The organism is Anaerobutyricum soehngenii (assembly GCF_009697165.1).
GTDB lineage: Bacteria > Bacillota > Clostridia > Lachnospirales > Lachnospiraceae > Anaerobutyricum > Anaerobutyricum soehngenii.
In genome coordinates, this window is record NZ_VULP01000009.1 from 76,843 (window position 1) to 100,293 (window position 23,451).

The 23,451-nt window shown below is 38.6% G+C and carries 20 protein-coding genes; 14 read left to right on the plus strand and 6 right to left on the minus strand.

The annotated features are described in order from the left end of the window. Window positions 1-16: 16 nt before the first annotated feature. The 9 genes from metK to proS all read left to right on the plus strand — a co-directional run bounded on the left by metK (window position 17) and on the right by proS (window position 9,533). The gene (gene metK, locus FYJ25_RS06175; protein ID WP_154580803.1) at window positions 17-1,204 is read left to right on the plus strand and encodes a methionine adenosyltransferase; all 1,188 of its coding nucleotides are present in this window, start codon (window positions 17-19) and stop codon (window positions 1,202-1,204) included. A 448-nt stretch (window positions 1,205-1,652) separates the two neighbouring features. Then, complete coding sequence (locus tag FYJ25_RS06180) at window positions 1,653-2,525, plus strand: Rossmann-like and DUF2520 domain-containing protein (protein WP_154580804.1); 873 nt, start codon at window positions 1,653-1,655, stop codon at window positions 2,523-2,525. Window positions 2,526-2,541: 16 nt separating this feature from the next. Continuing rightward, window positions 2,542-3,369, plus strand: coding sequence for a 3-methyl-2-oxobutanoate hydroxymethyltransferase (panB, locus tag FYJ25_RS06185; RefSeq protein WP_021907390.1), 828 nt, complete (start codon window positions 2,542-2,544; stop codon window positions 3,367-3,369). Window positions 3,370-3,410: 41 nt separating this feature from the next. Then, complete coding sequence (gene panC / locus FYJ25_RS06190; protein ID WP_154580805.1) at window positions 3,411-4,256, plus strand: pantoate--beta-alanine ligase; 846 nt, start codon at window positions 3,411-3,413, stop codon at window positions 4,254-4,256. Between the two features lie 64 nt (window positions 4,257-4,320). Then, window positions 4,321-4,722 carry an aspartate 1-decarboxylase gene (gene panD / locus FYJ25_RS06195; RefSeq protein ID WP_154580806.1) on the plus strand — a complete coding sequence of 134 codons (402 nt, stop codon included), beginning with the start codon at window positions 4,321-4,323 and terminating at the stop codon, window positions 4,720-4,722. Window positions 4,723-4,724: 2 nt separating this feature from the next. Beyond that, on the plus strand, window positions 4,725-5,924 hold the full coding sequence (gene coaBC, locus FYJ25_RS06200; RefSeq protein WP_154580807.1) for a bifunctional phosphopantothenoylcysteine decarboxylase/phosphopantothenate--cysteine ligase CoaBC: 1,200 nt from the start codon (window positions 4,725-4,727) through the stop codon (window positions 5,922-5,924). A gap of 501 nt (window positions 5,925-6,425) precedes the next feature. Further along, on the plus strand, window positions 6,426-7,163 hold the full coding sequence (locus tag FYJ25_RS06205) for a response regulator transcription factor (RefSeq protein WP_154580808.1): 738 nt from the start codon (window positions 6,426-6,428) through the stop codon (window positions 7,161-7,163). A 70-nt stretch (window positions 7,164-7,233) separates the two neighbouring features. After that, window positions 7,234-7,947, plus strand: coding sequence for an RluA family pseudouridine synthase (locus FYJ25_RS06210; protein ID WP_154580809.1), 714 nt, complete (start codon window positions 7,234-7,236; stop codon window positions 7,945-7,947). 149 nt (window positions 7,948-8,096) lie between these two features. Further along, window positions 8,097-9,533, plus strand: a complete 1,437-nt coding sequence (gene proS, locus FYJ25_RS06215) for a proline--tRNA ligase (protein WP_154580810.1) — start codon at window positions 8,097-8,099, stop codon at window positions 9,531-9,533. 535 nt (window positions 9,534-10,068) lie between these two features. Here the strand turns inward: proS and FYJ25_RS06220 are convergent. Next, window positions 10,069-11,751 carry a phospho-sugar mutase gene (locus FYJ25_RS06220; RefSeq protein ID WP_154580811.1) on the minus strand — a complete coding sequence of 561 codons (1,683 nt, stop codon included), beginning with the start codon at window positions 11,749-11,751 and terminating at the stop codon, window positions 10,069-10,071. A 641-nt stretch (window positions 11,752-12,392) separates the two neighbouring features. On the opposite strand from FYJ25_RS06220, the gene FYJ25_RS06225 reads away from it, so the two are divergent. The 3 genes from FYJ25_RS06225 (at window position 12,393) to FYJ25_RS06235 (ending at window position 15,144) form a co-directional block, all read left to right on the plus strand. Continuing rightward, window positions 12,393-13,139: a peptidylprolyl isomerase gene (locus tag FYJ25_RS06225; RefSeq protein WP_096239082.1), complete on the plus strand. Its 747-nt coding sequence runs from the start codon at window positions 12,393-12,395 to the stop codon at window positions 13,137-13,139. Between the two features lie 96 nt (window positions 13,140-13,235). After that, on the plus strand, window positions 13,236-14,105 hold the full coding sequence (gene fba, locus FYJ25_RS06230) for a class II fructose-1,6-bisphosphate aldolase (RefSeq protein WP_154580812.1): 870 nt from the start codon (window positions 13,236-13,238) through the stop codon (window positions 14,103-14,105). 517 nt (window positions 14,106-14,622) lie between these two features. Then, complete coding sequence (locus FYJ25_RS06235; RefSeq protein WP_005348296.1) at window positions 14,623-15,144, plus strand: DUF6548 family protein; 522 nt, start codon at window positions 14,623-14,625, stop codon at window positions 15,142-15,144. Window positions 15,145-15,315: 171 nt separating this feature from the next. Here the strand turns inward: FYJ25_RS06235 and malQ are convergent, their stop codons facing one another. The 5 genes from malQ to FYJ25_RS06260 form a co-directional block, all read right to left on the minus strand. Further along, window positions 15,316-16,797, minus strand: coding sequence for a 4-alpha-glucanotransferase (gene malQ, locus FYJ25_RS06240; protein ID WP_154580813.1), 1,482 nt, complete (start codon window positions 16,795-16,797; stop codon window positions 15,316-15,318). 40 nt (window positions 16,798-16,837) lie between these two features. Further along, window positions 16,838-17,848, minus strand: a complete 1,011-nt coding sequence (locus FYJ25_RS06245) for a LacI family DNA-binding transcriptional regulator (RefSeq protein ID WP_147607983.1) — start codon at window positions 17,846-17,848, stop codon at window positions 16,838-16,840. A gap of 35 nt (window positions 17,849-17,883) precedes the next feature. Continuing rightward, on the minus strand, window positions 17,884-18,717 hold the full coding sequence (locus FYJ25_RS06250; protein ID WP_005348302.1) for a carbohydrate ABC transporter permease: 834 nt from the start codon (window positions 18,715-18,717) through the stop codon (window positions 17,884-17,886). Then, window positions 18,717-19,559 carry a carbohydrate ABC transporter permease gene (locus tag FYJ25_RS06255; protein ID WP_005348304.1) on the minus strand — a complete coding sequence of 281 codons (843 nt, stop codon included), beginning with the start codon at window positions 19,557-19,559 and terminating at the stop codon, window positions 18,717-18,719. The genes FYJ25_RS06250 and FYJ25_RS06255 overlap by 1 nt, the downstream gene beginning before the upstream one ends. Before the next feature lie 138 nt (window positions 19,560-19,697). Next, window positions 19,698-21,017, minus strand: coding sequence for an ABC transporter substrate-binding protein (locus tag FYJ25_RS06260; RefSeq protein ID WP_154580814.1), 1,320 nt, complete (start codon window positions 21,015-21,017; stop codon window positions 19,698-19,700). Between the two features lie 494 nt (window positions 21,018-21,511). On the opposite strand from FYJ25_RS06260, the gene FYJ25_RS06265 reads away from it, so the two are divergent. Beyond that, window positions 21,512-22,684: an ABC transporter ATP-binding protein gene (locus FYJ25_RS06265; RefSeq protein ID WP_147607985.1), complete on the plus strand. Its 1,173-nt coding sequence runs from the start codon at window positions 21,512-21,514 to the stop codon at window positions 22,682-22,684. A 364-nt stretch (window positions 22,685-23,048) separates the two neighbouring features. Beyond that, window positions 23,049-23,451, plus strand: a 403-nt coding sequence (locus tag FYJ25_RS06270; protein WP_167513782.1) for a transposase, incomplete at its 3' end; no start/stop codon positions are given.

Consider the following 23,451-nt stretch of genomic DNA (forward strand, 5'->3'; position numbering starts at 1 on the left):
GGAGATGAGTAGTACAATGGAAAGAAGATTATTTACATCAGAATCTGTAACAGAAGGACATCCGGATAAGATGTGCGATCAGGTTTCTGACGCAATACTTGATGCATTAATGGAAAAAGACCCAATGAGTCGTGTTGCCTGCGAGACAGCTATGACAACAGGTCTTGTACTTGTCATGGGTGAGGTGACAACGAATGCTTATGTAGACATTCAGAAAATCGCTCGTGATACGATCAAAGAGATTGGATATACAAGAGGTAAATACGGTTTTGACGCAGATACATGCGGTGTTATGGTAGCCTTAGATGAGCAGTCTTCCGATATTGCTATGGGTGTTGATAAGGCACTTGAAGCAAGAGAGAATAGGATGAGTGATGAAGAATTAGAGGCAATTGGTGCCGGTGATCAGGGTATGATGTTTGGTTATGCCAGCAATGAGACAGAAGAATATATGCCATATCCTATCGCATTAGCACATAAGTTATCCAGACAGCTTACAAAGGTTCGTAAGGATGGCACATTATCTTATTTAAGACCAGATGGAAAGACACAGGTTACTGTAGAATATGACGAGAATGGCAAGCCAGATCGTTTAGATGCTGTTGTTCTTTCTACACAGCATGATCCTGATGTAACACAGGAACAGATTCATGAAGATATTAAAAAGTATGTGTTTGATCCGATTCTTCCACAAAATATGGTTGATGATAATACAAAGTTCTTCATTAACCCAACAGGAAGATTTGTAATCGGTGGACCACATGGAGATAGTGGTTTAACAGGACGAAAGATTATCGTAGATACTTATGGCGGATATGCACGTCATGGCGGTGGAGCTTTCTCCGGTAAAGACTGTACAAAGGTAGACCGTTCTGCTGCATACGCTGCAAGATATGTGGCAAAGAATATTGTTGCAGCTGGACTCGCAGATAAGTGTGAGATTCAGTTATCTTATGCTATTGGTGTAGCGCAGCCTACATCTATCATGGTAGATACTTTTGAAACAGGAAAGATTGCAGAAGAAAAACTTGTAGATATGATCCGCGAAAACTTTGACTTAAGACCAGCAGGAATTATTAAAATGCTTGACTTAAGAAGACCAATCTACAAACAGACTGCAGCTTATGGTCATTTTGGACGTAATGATCTGGATCTTCCATGGGAAAGACTTGATAAAGTAGAAACTCTGAAGAAGTATTTATAAAATGTATTGTGTTTAACACAGACGAGAATTCTGCAATACTATATTACGTTTGCGCTGTCTGAATGCGTGGGGAGTGTTTCTTCACTTCTCCATTTGATCAGAGGCTGCAAATGGCAATATAGTATTGTGGAATTTTTGTTTATTATGTACTCTCGGAATCTTTTTGCGCTTGATTTTGTGACAAGATTTATGCGGTATAGCAGTACACTTGTTTGTAAAGAAATGCAAAGCACAAGTCCTTGGATGTATTGGAGATTTTGTGTTAAAAAATAAACAATTTTTTTCGAAAAGTTTATTTACGAATGTATTTTAAAATGGTATAGTGTGTAGGTAACTATGGATGGTATTCGTTAGCGAAACCATACCGCGTGTAACTGACAGGTATTGAGCTTATATCCTTTAGGAATAAGACTCGGAGTATCACCATGCGAAAGGCAGGGTGATAAATATGAGAACAGGAATTATAGGTGCAGGGAAAGTTGGGTGTTCCCTTGGTAAGTATTTCAGATTGAATGATCTGGAAGTAACAGGATATTACGATGTGAACGAGAATCTTGCAAAAGAAGCGGCAGATTTTACAGCAACAGCTTTTATAAAAGATTTAGACACAATTGTAAAAGAAAGTGATACTCTGTTTCTTACTGTTCCTGATGATCTGATTACGATTGTATGGAATCAGATTAAGGATATGTCCCTTGAGGGAAAGTTTATATGTCATTGCAGTGGTGCCTTATCATCCGGAGATGCATTTCCGGGAATTGATAAGTGTGGTGCTTTCGGATATTCTGTCCATCCGCTCTTTGCAGTCAGCGATAAGTACAATTCTTACAAAGAGCTATCACATGCGTATTTTGTAATAGAAGGCGATGAGAGACATCGGGAAGACATTGCCGGGATTTTCAGAAATCTTGGAAATGAGGTGTGTTATATTGCAGCCGAAGATAAAGTAAAATATCATTGTGCTGCCGCCGTATGCAGTAACCATGTGGTTGCGCTTATACAGGAAAGCTTAAGTTTGATGCGGGAGTGCGGATTTGACGAAGAGAGTGCGCTTAAAGCATTAGCTCCAATCATGCTTGGAAATATGCAGCATATCGTGGAGAACGGAACGGTAAACAGTCTGACCGGACCAGTAGAAAGAGCCGATGTAAAGACCGTAGAGAAACATTTAAACTGTCTTAATAAAAGTCAGCAGATGCTCTATTGTCTTTTGTCAGAGATTCTCATTTCTATAGGGGAAAAGAAAAATCCGGAAAGAGATTACGGAAAGCTAAAAGACATTCTCGATAATAAGCAGTACTGTAATATTGATGAACAGTAAATCAGGAGGGGTATTAATGAAGAACACAGTAACAACTTTTCAGGCAATGAAAGATAAAGGCGAAAAAATTTCCATGCTGACAGCATATGATTATTCTACAGCAAAATTAGAAGATGCTGCCGGAATTAATGGAATCTTAGTGGGGGATTCTCTTGGTAATGTTGTTTTAGGATATGACACAACAATCCCTGTAACAGTAGAGGATATGATCCATCATGGAGCTGCAGTTGCAAGAGGTGCAAAGAATTCTTTAGTTGTAGTAGATATGCCATTCCTTTCTTATCAGACTTCCGTTTATGATGCGGTTGTAAATGCCGGAAAGATTATGAAAGAGACACAATGTGACTGTGTGAAATTAGAAGGTGGAAAGAGCGTATGTCCACAGATTAAGGCGATTACAGATGCTTCTATTCCAGTAATGGCACATATTGGACTGACTCCACAGTCTGTCAATGCATTTGGTGGATTTAAAGTACAGGGGAAAACATTAGAAGCTGCACAGCAGTTGATTGAAGATGCGAAAGCGGTAGAAGAAGCAGGGGCATTTGCGGTTGTTTTAGAGTGTGTTCCGGAAAAGCTTGCCCGTAAAGTAACAGAGGCAATTCATATTCCTACGATTGGAATTGGAGCGGGAGCTGGCTGCGATGGACAGATTCTTGTTTATGCAGATATGTTATCTATGTTTTCTGATTTTTCACCAAAGTTTGTAAGAAGTTTTGCAAATGTAGGAGAGATTATGTCACAGGCATTTAAAGATTACGATGCTGCAGTAAAAGACAGTTCTTTCCCGGCACAGGAACATACATTTAAGATAGATGAAGAAGTGTTAGATAAACTTTACTAAATGCCGAGGCATTTTTGGATAAAAAGAAGGATAATAAGATTATGGAAAAAGTATATACAATAAAAGAAGTAAGAGAACAAGTAAAAGCATGGAAAAAAGAAGGTCTGAGTGTTGGACTGGTACCTACAATGGGATACCTTCATGAAGGACATGCCAGCCTGATTCAAAAAGCAGTAGAACAGAATGACAAAGTTGTAGTCAGTGTATTTTTAAATCCTACACAGTTTGGACCAACAGAGGATTTAGAGGCTTATCCAAGAGATTTTGAAGCGGACTGTAAACTCTGTGAGTCCATTGGAGCAGCTTTAGTATTTCATCCGGAACCATCTGAAATGTATGCATCCGATTTCTGCACTTGGGTAGATATGGATGTTCTGTCTAAAACATTGTGTGGAAAGAGCAGACCGATTCATTTCAGAGGAGTATGCACAGTTGTAAGTAAGCTCTTTAATATTGTGACACCGGATCGCGCATATTTTGGACAAAAAGATGCGCAGCAGCTGGCCATTATCCGTCGTATGGTAAGAGACTTAAATATGGATATTGAAATAGTAGGATGTCCGATTGTCCGCGAAGAGGATGGATTAGCAAAAAGCTCCAGAAATACTTATTTAAATGAAGAAGAAAGAAAAGCTGCTTTAATTTTAAGTAGGTCAGTTGCTCTTGGAAAGAAAATGGTAGCAGATGGAGAGACATCCGCTGCAGTAGTAAAAGAAGCGATGATTAAGAAAATCGAGTCTGAGCCAATGGCTAAGATTGATTATGTAGAAGCGGTAGATGGATTGTCCATGCAGCCAGTAGAAGAAATCAAAGCACCGGCACTGGTAGCTATGGCTGTTTATATCGGAAAAACAAGACTCATAGATAACTTTATCGTAGAAGAATAGTTATCGCTGCGAGTGGCTAAAGATTTTATCAGAGTTTATGTGAGATTATTTCGGAGGAATAAATATGCAGATTACAATGTTACAGGGAAAGATTCACAGAGCAACTGTTACACAGGCAGAGCTTGATTATGTAGGCAGTATCACAGTAGATGAGGATTTACTTGATGCAGCCGGAATTAAAGAATATCAGTTGGTTCAGATTGTGGATGTAAATAATGGAAATCGTTTTGAGACTTATACAATTGCCGGTGAAAGAGGCAGTGGAGTTATGTGTTTAAATGGTGCAGCAGCAAGATGTGTCAGTGTGAATGATAAGATTATTCTCATGGCATATGCACAGATGACTCCAGAAGAAGCCAAAGAAAATAAGCCGAATGTTGTATTTGTAGATGATGAGAATAAAATCAGTCGTGTTACAAATTACGAAAAACACGGTCGTTTATTCGACATGGAGAGGTTAGGATAAAAATGTTAAAAGGAAAAACTGTCGTTTTAGGGGTAACTGGAAGTATTGCAGCATATAAAATTGCAAGTCTTGCAAGTATGCTCGTAAAACAGCACTGCGATGTTCATGTAATTATGACAAAGAACGCAACGAACTTTATCAATCCAATCGCATTCGAGACATTAACAAATAATAAATGTCTGGTAGATACATTTGATAGAAATTTTCAGTTTCATGTAGCGCATGTTTCACTGGCACAGAAGGCTGACGTGATGATGATCGCCCCGGCATCTGCTAATATCATTGCGAAACTGGCACATGGGATTGCGGATGATATGTTAAGTACAACAGCTCTGGCTTGTAGTGCAAAGAAGATCATATCTCCGGCAATGAATGTCCATATGTTTGAAAATCCAATTGTACAGGACAATTTAAACATATTGAAAAAGTACGATATGGAAGTGGTAGAGCCAGCAGTAGGCTATCTTGCATGTGGAGATACCGGTGCGGGAAAGATGCCAGACCCAGAAGTTTTATTTGAATATATTCTAAGAGAAATTGCCTGCGAAAAAGATTTAAAAGGTAAGAAAATCATGGTGACTGCAGGACCAACACAGGAGGCGATCGATCCAGTACGTTATATCACCAATCATTCCACAGGAAAGATGGGATATGCGATTGCAAAAAGGGCAATGCTGCGTGGCGCGGATGTAACACTTATCTCCGGTCCGGTTGCATTAAATCCCGTTCCGTTCGTGAAGATGGTTTCCGTAGTTACAGCACAGGATATGTTTGAAGCAGTGAGTAACAGTTTTTCTGAACAGGATATTCTGATCAAATCGGCGGCAGTCGCAGATTATCGCCCGGCTGTTGTCAGCGATGAGAAGGTAAAAAAGAAAGATGGCGATATGGCAATCGCTCTTGAACGAACAACCGATATTCTTGGTCATGTAGGAGAGAATAAAAAGCCGGAACAGATTATTTGTGGATTTTCCATGGAAACACAAAATATGCTTGAAAATTCTCGAAAGAAATTAAAGAAAAAACATCTTGATTTAATCGTAGCGAATAATTTAAAAGAAAAAGGTGCAGGTTTTGGAACAGACACCAACAGGGTTACACTTATTTCAGAAAAGGAAGAAAAAAGTCTGGAGCTTATGTCAAAGGAAGAAGTGGCAGATGAGATTTTAGACTATATTCTTCAGATGAATCAGGTGAAATAAAGAATACACAAAATCGAAGAAGATGATTATGTAAAATTGTTTTACGGATTGTGTGACAAATGCTCTTTGTATTTGTTTTCACTCTAAGAAGAAGGTATTACATAGTGATTTTCTTCGATTTTTGCTTTTGACAATATGGAGTGGATATTATATAAAATATTTTCATGTTCTTGTTAAAGCAATGCTTGCATTTATTGGTATAATTTCTATCATATAAGCTTTATGTTTTGTTTTACCTAAAAAATAAAAAAATTATAAAATATTTAAGAAATATGGTTTACTTCTTGAAAAGTTGTGTTTTAAAAAACAATTTATGTTATAATTATATCAGAAAAATAAATGAAAAGAGTATTGTCGGAGAAGGCAGCATAATTGGGATTTTCTATTGTCAAAAATTATAGAAGACCACAATACTGTGTGGGCGAAAAGTACTCCTGTTGCAGGCGGACTTTCCTTCACATAAAAGTTACAGGGAAGTCCGCAAAGAATGGAGAGGTGTTTATGAAGAATATTTTGATAATAGAGGATGAGAGAACCGTTGCAGAACTAGAAAGAGATTATTTGGAAATCAATTCTTTGAAAGTATCAATTGAAGAAACGGGTGAAGGGGGATTAAAAAGAATATTAAAGAATGATATTGATCTGATAATTCTGGATCTGATGCTTCCAGATATGGATGGATTTGAAGCTTGCAGAAAGATACGTCGAAGAACAGATATACCGATTCTTATTGTGTCTGAGAAGAAAAGTGATATTGATAAGATAAGGGGATTGGGTATAGGAGCAGATGATTATATTACCAAGCCATTTAGTCCAAATGAGCTGGTAGCAAGAGTAAAGGCACATTTGAATCGTTACATAAGGCTGACCAGAAAACGTAGTGATGAAAATGAATATATCGAATATCCTGGCTTGAAGATTGATCGGACTGCTCGTCGGGTTTTTGTTGATGGGGAAGAAAGATGCTTCACAACAAAGGAGTTTGATCTACTTACTTATCTTGCTACGCATCCGAATCATGTATTTTCTAAAGACGAGTTATTCAGTGCCGTATGGGGAATGGATTCCATGGGTGAGATTGCAACGGTGACAGTTCATATTAAAAAAATACGAAAGAAAACAGAGAATAGTAATGTAAAAACAGGTTATATTGAGACGGTATGGGGGGCAGGCTATCGTTTTCGTGTTCTGAATGGGAAAGTAGACGAAGAAAAGGAAAGTGTTATTAACGCAATTTGATTTTGATGTTTTAAATAAGTATAATAAAAAGGACAAAAAGACAGAAAGAAAAGAGGAGTAATAGAAAAACATGGTAAAGAAAAAGAGAGTTCCGATTATATTTGAAGATGATGCGATTATCATATGTGAGAAACCTGCCGGTATGCCGGTACAGAGCGATCATACAAGAGATCTGGATGTCCTTACCACATTAAAACACCATATTTTTGAAGAACAGGCAGGCGAAGAAGAACCTTACCTTACTGTTGTACATCGCTTAGATAGACCAGTAGGAGGATTGATGGTTTTAGCCAAGACAAAAGAGGCAGCGGCAAGTTTAAGTAAACAGATTCAAGAGTTTGAATTTGAAAAAAATTATCAAGCAGTAGTATGCGGTAATCTTAAAGAGGATTTTGGAACTTTTGAAGATTATCTTTTAAAAAATGGAAAAACGAACAAGACAGAAGTTGTAAAAGCAGGAACTCCTGATGCAAAGAAGGCAGAACTTGATTATGAATTGATTGACTGTATTGAGACCAAAGAAGGTATACTCACATGGGTGCTTGTTATTCTTCACACAGGCCGTCATCATCAGATTCGAGTACAGTTTGCTTCTCGTGGATTGGGCCTTTATGGTGATACAAAGTATAATCCGGCTTTCCAGAAAACGAAGAAGAAGTATACAGAGATTGGATTATACTCTACAAGATTATCCTTCCTTCATCCGGTCACGGGAGAAAGAATGACATTTAAGACAGAACCATGTGGAGAAGCGTTTGAAAAGATGGACGTGGAGGCTTTTTAAGTCTTCATATTCTTGACAAATCAGAGGACTTATTTTACAATAAAAAACAGACTGACAGCGTGGATTGTTGCGGAAATTTAAGCAGCAATCCTTTATATTTGCCTGAGGTATTCAGCAGGTATTCCAGGTATTCATAGAAAGGAAATATTATGGCTAAGGAAAAGAAGCTTGTAGAAGCAATTACACCAATGGATAAAGATTTTGCCCAGTGGTATACAGACGTAGTAACAAAGGCAGAATTAATCTCTTATTCTAACGTAAGAGGATGCATGATCATTCGTCCAAGAGGATATGCAATCTGGGAGAACATTCAGAAGCAGTTAGATGCAAGATTTAAAGAAACAGGAGTAGATAATGTATATCTTCCGATGTTAATTCCTGAGAGCCTTTTACAGAAAGAAAAAGATCATGTAGAAGGTTTTGCACCAGAGGTAGCATGGGTAACTCATGGCGGAGAAGAGAAACTTTCCGAAAGACTTTGCATTCGTCCTACATCAGAAACTTTATTCTGTGATCATGTAAAGGATATTGTTCATTCTTACCGCGACCTTCCAGTTGTATACAATCAGTGGTGTTCTGTACTTCGTTGGGAAAAGACTACTCGTCCATTCCTTCGTTCTTCTGAATTCTTATGGCAGGAAGGACATACTTTCCATGCAACAGCAGAAGAAGCAAAAGAAAGAACAGAGCAGATGCTTAATGTATATGCAGATTTCTGTGAGAACGTTTTAGCGATTCCATTAGTAAAAGGAAAAAAGACAGACAAAGAAAAATTTGCAGGTGCAGAAGCTACTTATACAATTGAAGCATTAATGCATGATTGTAAAGCTTTACAGTCTGGTACAAGCCATAACTTTGGTAACGGATTCGCAAAAGCATTTGGCATTGAATATACCAATAAAGAGAATAAGCTTTCTCCTGTATATGAGACATCATGGGGAATGTCCACACGTATTATTGGCGCGATCATCATGGTACATGGAGATGACAGCGGACTTGTATTACCTCCAAGAATCGCTCCAGTACAGACAATGATCATCCCAATTCAGCAGAAGAAAGAAGGCGTATTAGACAAGGCATTTGAAATTCGTGATATGCTCAAGTCCAACTTCTCTGTAAAAGTAGATGATTCCGATAAATCTCCGGGATGGAAGTTCAGCGAACAGGAAATCCAGGGAATTCCTACACGTATCGAAATTGGACCTAAGGACATCGAAAAAGGTCAGGCAGTGATTGTTCGTCGTGATACAAGAGAAAAGATTGTCACACCGATCGAAAAGATTGAAGAAACTTTAGCAGAAGTTCTGGAGACAATGCAGAACGATATGTATAACAAGGCAAAAGCACATCTTGAGAGGAATACACACATTGCACATAACTGGGAAGAATTTAATGATATCCTTGAGAATCAGCAGGGATTCATCCGCGCAATGTGGTGTGGAGAAAGAGAATGCGAAGAAGCCATCAAAGACGAGAATGGTGCAACAACACGTTGTATTCCATTTGTACAGGCAAAACATTCTGATGTATGCGTACATTGCGGAAAACCAGCAAAATGTGAAGTATACTTTGGAAAAGCATACTAAATATGAATTCGTAGATTTCGTATAGACGAAAAAAGAAAAAATACCATATCCCATCTGCTCTGTAGTCGCTGTGTTTAAAATGCTCATCCGCATCTTAAACACGCTCCGAAGCCGCATCTGGGATATGGTATTTTTTCTTTTTTCTGACTATCTAAATCCACAATTTGTGAGAATGGGGATTGTCCAGAAGTGAGTATCTTTCTGCTGAATTGTACTCAGTCATCTAAAGAATAAAAAAACAATATTTGATTGATAGGAGAGAAGTTCTATTTCTTCTGATGATATCCCCTGCTATTTTCTTATGGAGAATTTTCTCTGGTTAACTTTCATAATCTTCTGGAGACACCCCTTATTTTTCCCACACAAAATACTAAATTCATCTGATGCCAAAGAACAGAAAAGCAAAAATTTAATATAGAGTGGAATGTGATGTCAGAGCAAATAAAAATGCCGGTCAGGCATTTTATATGCCGCGACTATCTTCACATTCCACTCTATATTAAATTTCTGCTTTTCGTCTCTTTAATCCATTAAATTATTTAAACAGTGGAGCTAATGCAGCAGCTAATTCATCTTTGATTGCCTGAGCTTCTGCAAGATCCTTTCCAAGGGTGGTGAAGTAGGTCTTGATCTTAGGTTCTGTACCAGATGGACGAACAACAACAGTTGCACCGTTATCGAGTCCATATGTCAGTACGTTAGCAGATGGAAGACCGGTAGCTTCTGTGTTCTTATAATCTGTTACACTGACAACCTTTCTTTTTCCGATTGCTGCAGGTGGGTTATCACGAAGTTCCTGCATGATGCCAGCCATCTTATCCATACCTGTAAGTCCAGGGAATTCGAAGCTGTCTACAACATTTAAGTAACGGCCGTATTCTGTATAAATCTCTTCCAGTCTCTGTTTTAAAGAGCTTCCGATACTTCTGTAGTAAGCAGCCATCTCACAGATGAGCATGGAGCTGATTACAGCATCTTTATCACGAACGTAAGGTCCTGCTAAGTAACCATAACTCTCTTCAAATCCAAAGATGAATCGGTCTACTTCTCCGGCAGCTTCTAAGGAAGCGATCTGGTCACCGATCCACTTAAATCCTGTAAGTACATTTCTCATCTCTACGCCATAATGAGAAGCAACGGCTTCTGCAAGTGGTGTGGAAACGATTGACTTCACTGCAACAGCCTTTTCAGGGAGTGTACCTAATTCTTTACGTCCTGCACATATGTAATCAAGAAGCAGAACACCCATCTCATTACCTGATACAAGTTCATAAGAGCCGTCCGGACACTTCATGGCAATGCCGACACGATCAGCATCAGGATCGGTAGCGAGCATCAGGTCTGCATCGGATTCCTTCGCAAGTTCAAGACCGAGTTTTAAGGCTTCAAAAATCTCCGGGTTAGGATAGCTGCATGTTGTAAAATATCCGTTAGGATATTCCTGTTCAGGAACGATAGTGATATCTGTGATACCAATGTCATTTAAAACTCTTGTTACAGGAACAAGACCGGAACCGTTCAGTGGGCTGTATACCAGTTTAAGACCGGCAGTCTTACAAAGACCTGGACGAACCTGACGTGCTTCAATAGCTTCATAGAATGCGTTCTTACAATCATCTCCTACAAAGCGGATGAGTCCCTGCTCAACACCTTCTGCAAAAGAAATGTATTTTGCCCCGTTAAGAACATCAGTCTTCTGAATCTCTTCGTATACGATAGCAGCTGCATCATCAGTCATCTGGCATCCGTCAGGACCATAAGCCTTATAACCGTTATACTTAGCTGGGTTATGAGATGCAGTAACCATGATACCTGCATTACACTCATAATAGCGTGTAGCAAAAGAAAGTGCAGGAACTGGCATCAATGCATCATAGATACGAACCTTAATTCCATTAGCAGCGAGAACGGCAGCAGCAGTTTTGGCAAAAACATCACTTTTAATACGGCTGTCGTAGCTGATGGCAACTGTCTGGTTACCACCCTGTGTCTTTACCCAGTTGGCGAGACCCTGTGTAGCCTGACGCACTACATAGATGTTCATACGGTTAGTTCCGGCTCCAAGAACACCTCGAAGGCCGGCAGTTCCAAACTTTAGTGCAACTGCAAAACGGTCTTTAATCTCGTCATCATTTCCCTCGATACCGGCAAGCTCAGGATGAAGATCACTATCTTCAAGGTCAGCAGCAAGCCAGCGTTTGTACTCGTCTAAATACATGTTGTAACTCCTTCCAATGTTAAATGTTAGTGCTTTATAAAAGCTTATTTTATGTATCTAATTTTACCATAACAGGTACTATTTATCAAGACGAAATTATGTATACTTTTGGAAAAGAAAACGAAACATGACAGGTAAGAAAGAGAAAATACATCTCTTATTTTAATTACCATTAAAATTAAAAAATAGTTCACAAAGATAAGTATTTCTGTGGTATTATATAAAATACGTGGCATTTGTGGTATCACAGGAGTCATAATTAAGAAAAGAAAGGGAGAAGCCTTCTTAATTTAAATTTATAGGATAGAATTCTACAAGCTGATAAGATAAGCGAAGAAGAGAGACATAAAGACAGACATTAATATTAATATAGAGAAGAATGTCGAGGCATTCTTGAATTTATCCTATGTAATGATGTTAGGGTCAAAAGGTATTTTGCCCCTAACTTGATGTCACGAATTACTCCGCAGCTAATGTAGCTCCCGTAATTCTGAAACATTCGAAATCCGCTGATTTACTATGTAAATCGCTACTTTCTCATGTTCCGCGGGTCTCAAAGTCAAACACCTTATCGTACAAGCACGAACGGCGTTTTGACCTTTTGACCCTGACATCATGTAATTATAGAAGGCAGATTAACTATGGCAGAAAAAATTATTGCAGTTTCCGCAGGAAGAGAAATCACAGAAACAGAATTTAACGAATTTTTAAGCAAGCTTCCAGAACAGCAGCAGGCTTATGTAGCAACAGAAGAAGGAAGAAAGCAGGCATTAACTCAGTATGCAAACTACTTCTTATTTGAGAAGCTTGGATATGACAAGAAGTATGATCAGGATGAAGCTTTTATTGCTACAATGGAAGCAGTGAAGAGAGAACTTTTAGGTCAGTATGCTTTAACTCAGGAGATCAAAGATATCCAGGCAACACAGGAAGAGTGTGAGGCATATTATAACGAGCATAAAGCAATGTTCGTAAAAGAAGCAAAGGCTACGGCAAAGCACATTCTTACAGAAACAGAAGAAGAAAGTAAGAAAGTATTAGAAGAGATCGAAAGTGGTGCTAAGACATTTGAAGATGCTGCGAAGGAATATTCCAAATGCCCATCAAAAGCACAGGGTGGAAGTCTTGGAACATTTGGACGCGGACAGATGGTAAAAGAGTTTGATGAAGCGGTATTTACTGCAGAAGTTGGTAAGATTATCGGACCAGTAAAGACAGACTTCGGTTATCATTTAATCTGTGTAGATGAGCTGACAGGTGGAGAACAGTCTGAATTTGCAGAAGTTTACCCACAGATTATGCAGCAGCTTACAACAGAGGCACAGAACAAAAAGTATATGGAAGTACGCCAGGCAATGATTGAAAAATACGGTCTTGAATTCAAATGATGTTAGGGTTATAATAAGTTCGTATAACTTAGGGCGATGCGACCATACATCGACAACTGCACAAGCAGATATTTATATTTATGGAGGTTAATAATTATGGCATTAGTATCAGCAAAAGAGATGCTTCAGAAAGCAAAAGCAGGACATTATGCAGTAGGACAGTTCAATATCAATAACCTTGAGTGGACAAAGGCAATCCTGTTAACAGCAGAAGAATGTAAATCCCCAGTTATTTTAGGTGTATCCGAAGGTGCGGGCAAATACATGGCAGGATACAAAACTGTTGTAGGTATGGTAAACGGAATGTTAGAAGAGTTAAACATTACAGTACCTGTAGCACTTCATCTTGATCATGGTTCATACGAAGGAGCTAAGAAGTGTATTGAAGCTGGATTCTCCAGTATCATGTTTGACGGTTCTCATCTTCCATTTGAAGAGAACGTAGAGAAGACAAAAGAATTAGTAGCAATCTGTAACGAAAAAGGAATGTCTCTCGAAGCAGAAGTTGGTTCTATCGGTGGAGAAGAAGATGGCGTTGTAGGAATGGGCGAATGTGCAGATCCTCAGGAATGTAAAGCCATCGCTGATCTTGGTGTAACAATGTTAGCAGCAGGTATCGGTAACATCCACGGAAAATACCCAGAAAACTGGGCTGGATTACAGTTCGACGTATTAGATGACATCCAGAAATTAACTGGAGAAATGCCTCTCGTATTACACGGTGGTACAGGAATCCCAGAAGATATGATTAAAAAAGCTATTTCCCTTGGCGTTTCTAAGATTAACGTAAACACAGAGTGTCAGATTTCTTTCGCAGAAGCTACACGTAAATATATCGAAGCAGGCAAAGACTTAGAAGGAAAAGGATTTGACCCTCGTAAGTTATTAGCTCCTGGTGCAGAAGCAATCAAAGCTACTGTAAAAGAAAAGATGGAAATCTTCGGTTCTATCGGAAAAGCTGAATAATTATAGAATGTAATTGAGCTACTATAGAAATTATGGTAGTAACTATACTTCAAAAGAAAAAGGACTCTACCGATGGCGTGGTATCGTTTTTGGAAGATATACGGATATATCTTTCTTTATTCTACTACGTTTGTGAGGTAGAGTTCTTTTTTGTTTAGAATATTTCATTAAGAATAAATTATAAGTATTGTTGAATATGGGACAATATGGAAATATAATGTTTATGGTATCTTCATTCTCGTCAGGGAAAATAATAAATTGATATTAGAAAAGTTCTTTATTATTTAAAAGGAGTTAACTATTAAAATTGACAGCTCTTTAAGAAATATATACTGTATTATTTATGAGGAGAGATAAAGATGTGGCAATGGCTTTTCATGTAGAGTATAGTGAAAATAAGATTGATTAAAGACAAATTCTGTACAAGGAGAATTGCTGGTTAAAAAACTTGGAAGTATTTGAGCAGTATAAAATGTATTACGGAGAATTTTCTGATAGAATAGAAGAAAGGTAAGAAATGACTAATTTAAATAATGATTTTATGGAATCTTATAAACATCTGGATAAAATATGTAAAGAAATTTTTAATAGTGAGAAAGGTGTTACTACATATATAGATACGATGAAAGAAGTAAATGATGGAAATAGATATGTCCCTTTATGGAATAAAACGCTATATAAGTTAAAACATTATAGACATATTAGAAATAATTATGTACATGAGGTTGGAACATCACAATATGATATTTGTACAAGAGACGATATAGAGTGGTTAAATAATTTTTATAAAGAAATTATGAAAACTACAGACCCTTTGGCTCGGTACAGGAGAGAAAAGAGTTCATATAAAGCTGTCGAGGATGTTAAATATATCAGATATACGGAAGGAGGAGAAGGGGAGCAACTACAATATCAGAATGTAAACTCTAAGAGCGATGATGGTGAAGGTTTACGACTTTTAAACATTATTTTAAAGTTTCTTATAATAATGGGAATCAATTTAGCTGTGGTTTTGTTTATAATGCTTATGATAAGTTAATGGAAGATAAAACTAAATTTGATTCTTCAATTTAGCAATAGAAAAAAACTGTGTAAAATAAAAAATTTTATTTAAAGAATTGATGAAAAAACAGAAAAATAAAAGTATAAGTTAGAGACTGCTGGTACAGATTCTACCTTATACTTTTTATTTTTCGTCTGTTTTCTTCAATTAATTCAGTCGACCATATATTTTGGTTTCTTCATAGAGCCAATCGGCCAGTTCGTCATTATAATCTCCTGGCAGGCATCGCCATGTCCAGTTTCCGCCCAGTGTAGAAGGTGTATTCATTCTGCCTTCTACTCCAAGTCCAAGAAAATCCTGCATCTGCATAATCGCAGTATCGGCAACACTTGCCCAGGCACAACGCATCATACCAATATGATAACCTTCTTCTTTTGTAAGACGGAGGTAGCGAATGGCATTGTTTTGGAATTCTTCCGGAGCGGTTTCAAACCAGCCAAGGATGGTATCATTATCGTGTGTTCCTGTGTATACAATACAATTATTTGGATAGCAATGTGGAAGATAACCGGAACCGGTATCTCTGCTGTCAAAGGCAAATTCAAGGACTTTCATTCCTGGAAATCCAGTGGCTGCTAAAAGTTGTTTTACGGAGTCTGTTAAGAATCCGAGATCTTCTGCAATAATAGGCAGTTTGCCAAGTTTGTTCTCGATCGTAGTGAATAAATCCATGCCAGGACCTGGTTTCCAATGTCCATTTTTGGCGGTGGAATCACCGTATGGAATGGCATAGTATTCATCAAATCCGCGGAAGTGGTCGATGCGGATCACATCGTAGATTTTCGACTGGTAAGCAATACGGTTTACCCACCATTGGTACCCAGTTTCTTTCATATAGTCCCAGTTGAAAAGAGGGTTTCCCCAAAGCTGACCGTCAGCGGAAAATCCGTCGGGTGGGCATCCGGCAACTTCGATTGGACAAAGGTTCTCATCAAGCTGGAATTCTTCCGGATGTGCCCAAACGTCAGCGCTGTCGTAAGAAACATAAATAGGCAGATCACCAATAATTTTTATATTATTTTCTTCTGCATATGCTTTTAATCTGTCCCATTGATAGAAAAATAAAAACTGTACCTTTTTCCAGAACAGAATTTCATCGGTAAGTTCCTGATGGATGGCTTCAAGAGAATCTTTTTCTCTTTTCTGGAGAGTTTCTGGCCACTCTTTCCAGGATTGACCGCCATGGTAATCTTTAATTGACATATACAATGCATAATCATCTAACCAGAATTTCTGCTCTTTACAGAATTTTTGAAATTGTTCGGAAAGTGCTCCGGATATACGGGAGCAGGCTGTTTTTAAGACAGTAAATTTATGACCGTAAAGCAGACCGTAATCTACTGTAGTTGGTTGATCGCCCCAGGAGAGAGAGGCATATTCTTCTTCTTGTAACAGCCCTTCTTCTTTTAAATCATCAAAGTCAATCATATATGGATTGCCGGCATAGGAGGAGAAAGACTGATAAGGAGAATCTCCATATCCTGTTGGACATATCGGAAGAATCTGCCAGTATGTCTGTCCGGCACGATGTAAAAATTGTATAAAATCACGCGCGCACTGTCCTAGTGTTCCAACTCCGTAAGGGGAAGGAAGGGAAGTGATCGGCATTAGTATTCCTGCGGTTCTCATAAGAGACCTCCTGTTTTTTCTATTTTAATTTTTTAATTCTTCAATTGTTTAATTCCATGACACTTTCACCTTCAATTAAATGAAATGGTGTTGTTTTATGTGTTGCATGATAAGGATAATTAATTCGTTGTAGTATCAGGTCAACTCCCTTTTTAGCGAGCTGTGTTGTGTCCTGCTGTACAGTTGTAAGGCGGGGGACGCAGTATCTGGAAAGTGCGATACCATCATATCCAACGATGGAAATGTCTTCTGGCACTCTTTTTCCCATGTCATAGATTGCACGCATTGTTCCAAGGGCAATTAGATCACTCATTGCAAAAATAGCAGTGATAGCAGTATTACGGTTTAAAAGCCGCATAGCTGCCTGATAGCCTTCTTCCATGGAGAAACGGCAAGGCTCATATTGCAGTCGCTGGTTAAATGAAAGTTTGCTGTTTTTAAATCCCCATTTTGCACCGGTAAATCTGCGGAAACTGATTTCTGTTTCGGTCAGATTACCGCCGACCACACCGATAGAGGTATGTCCCTTTTTAGCAAGATACTCAATGACGGACTGGGCAGCTTGTTCATCACAGGTTGTCACAGAAGAAAGATTGTCAAAGTCCAAATCACTGCTATTGTTGGTCAATAAAAGACAGGGAATGTGGATGTGGGCAAAATCTTCTTTAAAATATTCTAAGTTACCGCCTAAGAAAACGATTCCCTTTGGATTGCGGTCGCGGCAAAGCTGGATTGCATAGTTTACTTCATTGGCATCTTCATCTATATAATAGGTAGAAACATTTTCTCCATTCTTTAAGAAGAGAGACTGCATCTGTTCTACAATGTCGGCAAATAGCAGGTTAGAAGTTCCTTTTACAATAAGAATGACAGAGGAACTGGACTGCATTTTCAGATGTCGGGCATTACTGTTTGGCTGGAAATTATTTTCTTCAATCACGCTCAATATTTTCTTTCTGGCCTTTTCGCTGACATCTGGGTGATTATTTAAAACCCGGGATACGGTTCCGATACCGTATCCCGATAAACGAGCAATATCTTTGATTGTCATACGCATTACCTTCCAAATAAATGATATGTAATATATTACCCTTTAACTGCTCCGGCCGCAACACCTTTAATAATATATTTCTGGCAGCTTAAGTAGAATACAATAACAGGGATAACTGCCATGATCAGGCATGCCATGATGGCACCCATATCTACTCGTCCATAACTTCCCTTCATGTACTGGATGATGATGGAGATGGTTTTGTATTTCTTAATATCAAGAATCAGGTATGGAAGAAGGAAGTCGTTCCAGATCCACATTGCTTCAAGAATACCTACAGAAATATAAGTTGGTTTCATAATTGGAAGGACAACAGAGAAGAAAGTACGGATAGGATTACATCCGTCAATCATAGCTGCTTCCTCGATTTCAACAGGGATAGACTTTACAAAGCCGCAGAACATAAATACGGCAAGTCCGGCACCAAACCCCAGATAAACAATAATGAGTCCCCATGGAGTATTTAATCCAAGTGTATCAGCAGTTCCTGATAAAGTGAACATAACCATCTGGAAAGGAATTACCATGGAAAATACGCATAAAAGGTAAATTAATTTTGTAATCTTGTTTTGTACGCGGGTAATGTACCATGCACACATGGAACAGCATACGAGGATAACGATAACAGAGAGAACGGTAATAAATACGGTCCAGCCTACTGCTTTGATAAAGTCGTATTTTGAGATACTGGTTAAATAGTTCTCAAGACCTACATAACTTTTTTCATTTGGAAGTTTAAATGGCTCTAAACTGATGAATGCTTTCTTTTTAAAGGAGTTCATCAAAACGATTAAAATTGGTGAGACAAATAATATGGAAATAAGGGTAAAAAATATAGTTGCAAAAATACCACTTGTTTTATTTTTCATTATTGCTGTACCTCCTTGCTCTTAGTAGCATAAAGCTGAATCATACCGATAGCGACAACGATGATAAAGAAGATAACCGCTTTTGCCTGACCGACACCTTCATATCCGACACGACCGTAGAAGGTATCGTAAATATTCAGTGCCATCATTTCTGTCTGATGCATCGGTTCACCGCCTGTCAGGGACAGGTTCTGGTCAAAGAGTTTAAAAGAGTTTGTAATTGTTAAAAATGTACAGATTGTAATAGAAGGCATCATGTTTGGAATCGTAACATGGATGAGACGCTGCCATTTATTTGCTCCGTCAATCATGGCAGCCTCATTTAAGGAGCCTGGGATTGCCTGAAGTCCGGCGATGTAAACAATCATCATGTAACCAATCTGCTGCCAGCATATTAAAATGACAAGACCCCAGAAACCAAGCTTTGCACTTAATTTCAGTGCCAGGTCAAATTTTTCAAAAATACCATCAAAGATTAACTGCCAGATATAACCGAGTACGATACCACCGATTAAGTTAGGCATAAAGAATATAGTACGGAAAATGTTTGTGCCTTTGATTTTCTGTGTCAGTGCAAGTGCGATAGCAAAGGCAAGAACGTTGATTAAAACTAAAGTTACAACAGCAAAAACTGCTGTAAAGCCAAATGCATGAGTAAATGTATTGTCTTTAAATGCTTCTACATAATTAGATAAGCCCACGAAAGAGGCATCTCTGATTGTAGTAAACTTGCAAAATGATAAGTAAATACCTTCGATGAAAGGAACGATGAAGCCGATGATAAATGCTGCGAATGTAGGAAGTACAAAAATCGGCCAGTATTTTTTAATGGACTTTTCCATAGTAGCAATAGCCTCCTTATAAAAAATACAGGGAGGACGGTATGTCCACCCTGCATCTGAGATATGTTTATAAGTTTTTGTTTCGATTTGTATTTAAACTGTTTTAAATAGAGGAGAGTTTAAACTTGTTATAAAAAGTTATTTTGTAGCGGCAGCGGCTTCTTTAGCCCATCCGTCAACAAATGCATTCTGTACTAACTTCCAGTTTGCGTCTGTCTGATCTGCTGCATAAGTAGTAAGTGCAGAACCTAAGTCGTTCTTCCATTGTTCAGATGGCATTGTGGAGAATGTCCAGTCTACAGGAGTATAACCTTTTTCCATGTAGTCGTTTGCGATGTTAACCAGTGGGTTTTCAGATTCTAAGTTGTTTTTGAAAGGAATAACGAATCCCATTCCGTCTGCGCTGCACATCATCTTTGTACCTTCTTCAGAAGTTACGCACCAGTTCATGAAATCAAGTGTTGCCTGAATATCTTCTTTGCTTGCATTTTTATTTACACACCAGTAATTCTCTGTACCAGTACAAAGTCCCTGTTTCTCTTCACCAGGAGCACCAATATAAATAGGAAGCATTCCAAGATTATCATCTCCAACATCAGCGATATCACCATATGCCCATGTACCATTCTGATAGAATACAGCCTGTTCTGTTGTGAATTCAGCTACAGCGTCATCACCAGTCTTCTTGCTTAACTGTTTTGCATCACATGTTCCATTGTTGATGTATAAATCCCAGATGTTACGGTAGTTATCAAGATAAGTACCTTTGATTGCTTTTGTATCTGTGATTCCATCTTTCTGGTATTCATAGTAAATAGGAAGGTTTGCAAGATGCGTTTTAAATCTCCAGTCAGAAGAACCGTCCATACCAGCGGAAGTAAATGCGGAGAATCCTAATTCATCTTTTCTCTTTGTGATATCTTCAGCAACTTTCTTTAAATCTGCGAAAGATTTGATATCATCCTGTGTGTAACCAGCTTTTTTAAGAAGTGCTTTGTTGTAGATTAAACCGTAAGTTTCTGTACAGTAACCAACACCTGCGATTTCATCGCCGTTCTTTAATTCAAACTTATCACTTGTAAGTTCATTTAAAATATCAGAACCTGTTAAATCGTAGCAGTAGTCTTTCCATGAAGCAAGACCTACAGGACCGTTAACTTGGAAAAGAGTAGGAGCTTCGGATTTACCCATCTCACTCTTTAAAGTAGTTTCGTACTGGTTTGCTGCTGCTGTTACTACTGTAACTGGAACACCAGTTTCGTCTGTGTATTCTTTTGCAAGTTCCTGCCACTGTTCATCTGCTTCTGGTTTGAAGTTAAGATAGTAAACAGAACCTTTGGATGAGTCCTTATCAGAAGATGCTTTCTTATCGGAACTTCCGCCGCCACATCCGGTGAGCATGGAACAAGCCATGATTGTTGCTAAGCCTGCTGCAAGTAATCGTTTCATTTTTCTCATAATAATGAATCCTCCTTTTTAAATATCCTTGCGTGTCTTGCGACTTAAGAGTATGTAACTATGTACTGGAATCGTTTTCGGAAATGTTTCCAGTTGTTTGATAAGCATATTATATAACTTATATGAGCAAAATTACAAGCATTTTTTGTCGAATACAAAAATTTTGTTAAAAGTGATTGAAAAACATAAAAAAAATTATGCATATTGAACAAAGGATTTAATTGTAAAATAAATTTTTTTTAAAAAGGTATGGACAAACTAAAAAAAGTAGTGTATACTCAGCCTTAAATTACAGGGAAATCCTGTAAAATTAAAAAATTTTATTCCCCCTGCACCGTCTCACTCCACTTTCTGAACGGTTAGGGCAAAGAAAAGGAGGATAACCGTCAGACTTGCGGTGCGGCAGTGTGGAGACCTGTCGTAATGTGGCGCGGAAGTAATCGCCGGCTGCGAGGTGATATCGTGCGGAGGCAGTATCACTAAAGTCTAAGAATATGGCAGAGGTAACATTAAAACACATTAAAAAAGTTTACCCAAACACAGAGAAGAAGAGCAAAAAGGGCCAGAAGAAGAGCAATCTTATGGTTACAGAAGAAGGCGTATTAGCAGTTCAGGACTTCAATCTTGACATCAAGGACCGAGAATTCATCGTATTAGTAGGTCCATCCGGATGTGGTAAGTCCACAACACTTCGTATGGTAGCCGGCCTCGAAGAAATCAGTGGCGGAGAACTCCTCATTGATGGAAAGAGAATGAATGATGTAGCTCCAAAGGGTCGTGATATCGCTATGGTATTCCAGAGTTATGCGCTGTATCCACATATGACAGTTCGCGAGAACATGGAATTCCCATTAAAACTTCGCAAGATGCCAAAAGATGAGATGAATAAGAGAGTGGACGAAGTAGCACAAATTCTTGATATTACACAGTATCTTGACCGTAAGCCAAAGGCCTTATCCGGTGGACAGCGCCAGAGAGTTGCCATTGGTCGTGCGATTGTAAGAGAACCGAAAGTTCTTTTAATGGATGAGCCTTTATCAAACTTAGATGCTAAGCTTCGTAACCAGATGAGAGCAGAGCTTATCAAGCTCCGTCAGAGAATTGATACAACATTTATCTATGTAACACATGACCAGACAGAAGCCATGACACTTGGTGACCGTATCGTTATCATGAAGGACGGAATCGTACAGCAGGTCGGAACTCCACAGGAAGTATTTGACCATCCGGCGAACATCTTTGTAGCAGGCTTTATCGGTATGCCACAGATGAATATGTTTGATGCGAAACTCATAGAACAGTCTGGAAAATACAGTGTAGAATTAGGTGGTGTTTCCATTATACTTTCCGAAGAAAAACAGGCAGCACTCGCTAAAAATAACGTAAAATCACAGGAGATCACCCTTGGAATCCGCCCAGAACACATCGCTTTAGCAGAGGCTGGCAAGGATGCCATCACAGGTAAAGTGGACGTATCCGAGATGATGGGAAGTGCGATTCATTTACATGTCAATGCCTGTGGAAGAGATACAATCATCATTGTACAGACGATGGATTTAACAGGTGGAGAAGATTTATCGATTGGAAGCGAAATCTCCTTCGCATTTGGCGGAAACGCAGTCCATGTGTTCAATAAAGAAAGTGGAGAGAATCTGGAATTCATTTAGAGAAAAACAGACGAAAAAAGAAATAATACCATATCCCACCTGCTCTGTAGTCGCTGTGTTTAAGATGCTTATACGCATCTTAAACACGCTCCGAAGCCGCATCTGGGATATGGTATTATTTCTTTTTTCTGTGTTTTGGCTCCAGAAGGAATGAATTCAATAGTCTTTGGGGAGATAAAGGGGAGACTGTCCGAAAACTCGGATAATCTAATCTTATGAGAAAAAGATAGGTATGCTCTTGTGAACATTCAAGATAAATTAAAATTGCACATTGAAAACTGAATAAAGTACACAGAAATCGTGCATCTATGTTTCAGATATAGTATAATGAAACCAGAGAAAAATTGTTCTGAGGTGAATTGAGATGCCATATGTTTCAGGTTTTGACCGTGACCAGCTGATGTGCTGTTCATGGGACGCATTTGTAGATAAAGAAAGTATTGCAAGGATAATTGATGCGTTTGTGAACCATCTTGATATAGGGAAATACGGTGTAAAACCTGTGGCAGCAGAAGGCCGTCCATCTTACGATCCTAAGAGCCTTTATAAGATCTATATTTACGGAAGCAGGAAAGGTATCCGTTCTTCACGGAAACTGGCTGAAAGCTGTAAAGTAAATCTTGAAGTGAAATGGATGATCGGAGGTGTAGAACCGGATTTTCGCACCATTGCAGATTTCAGGAAAAACAACATAGACAGCCTGAAAGAGATTTTTTATGAATTCAACCGCCGGATCTCCGGTGCAGTGGAATGGGGATTTTCTTCCG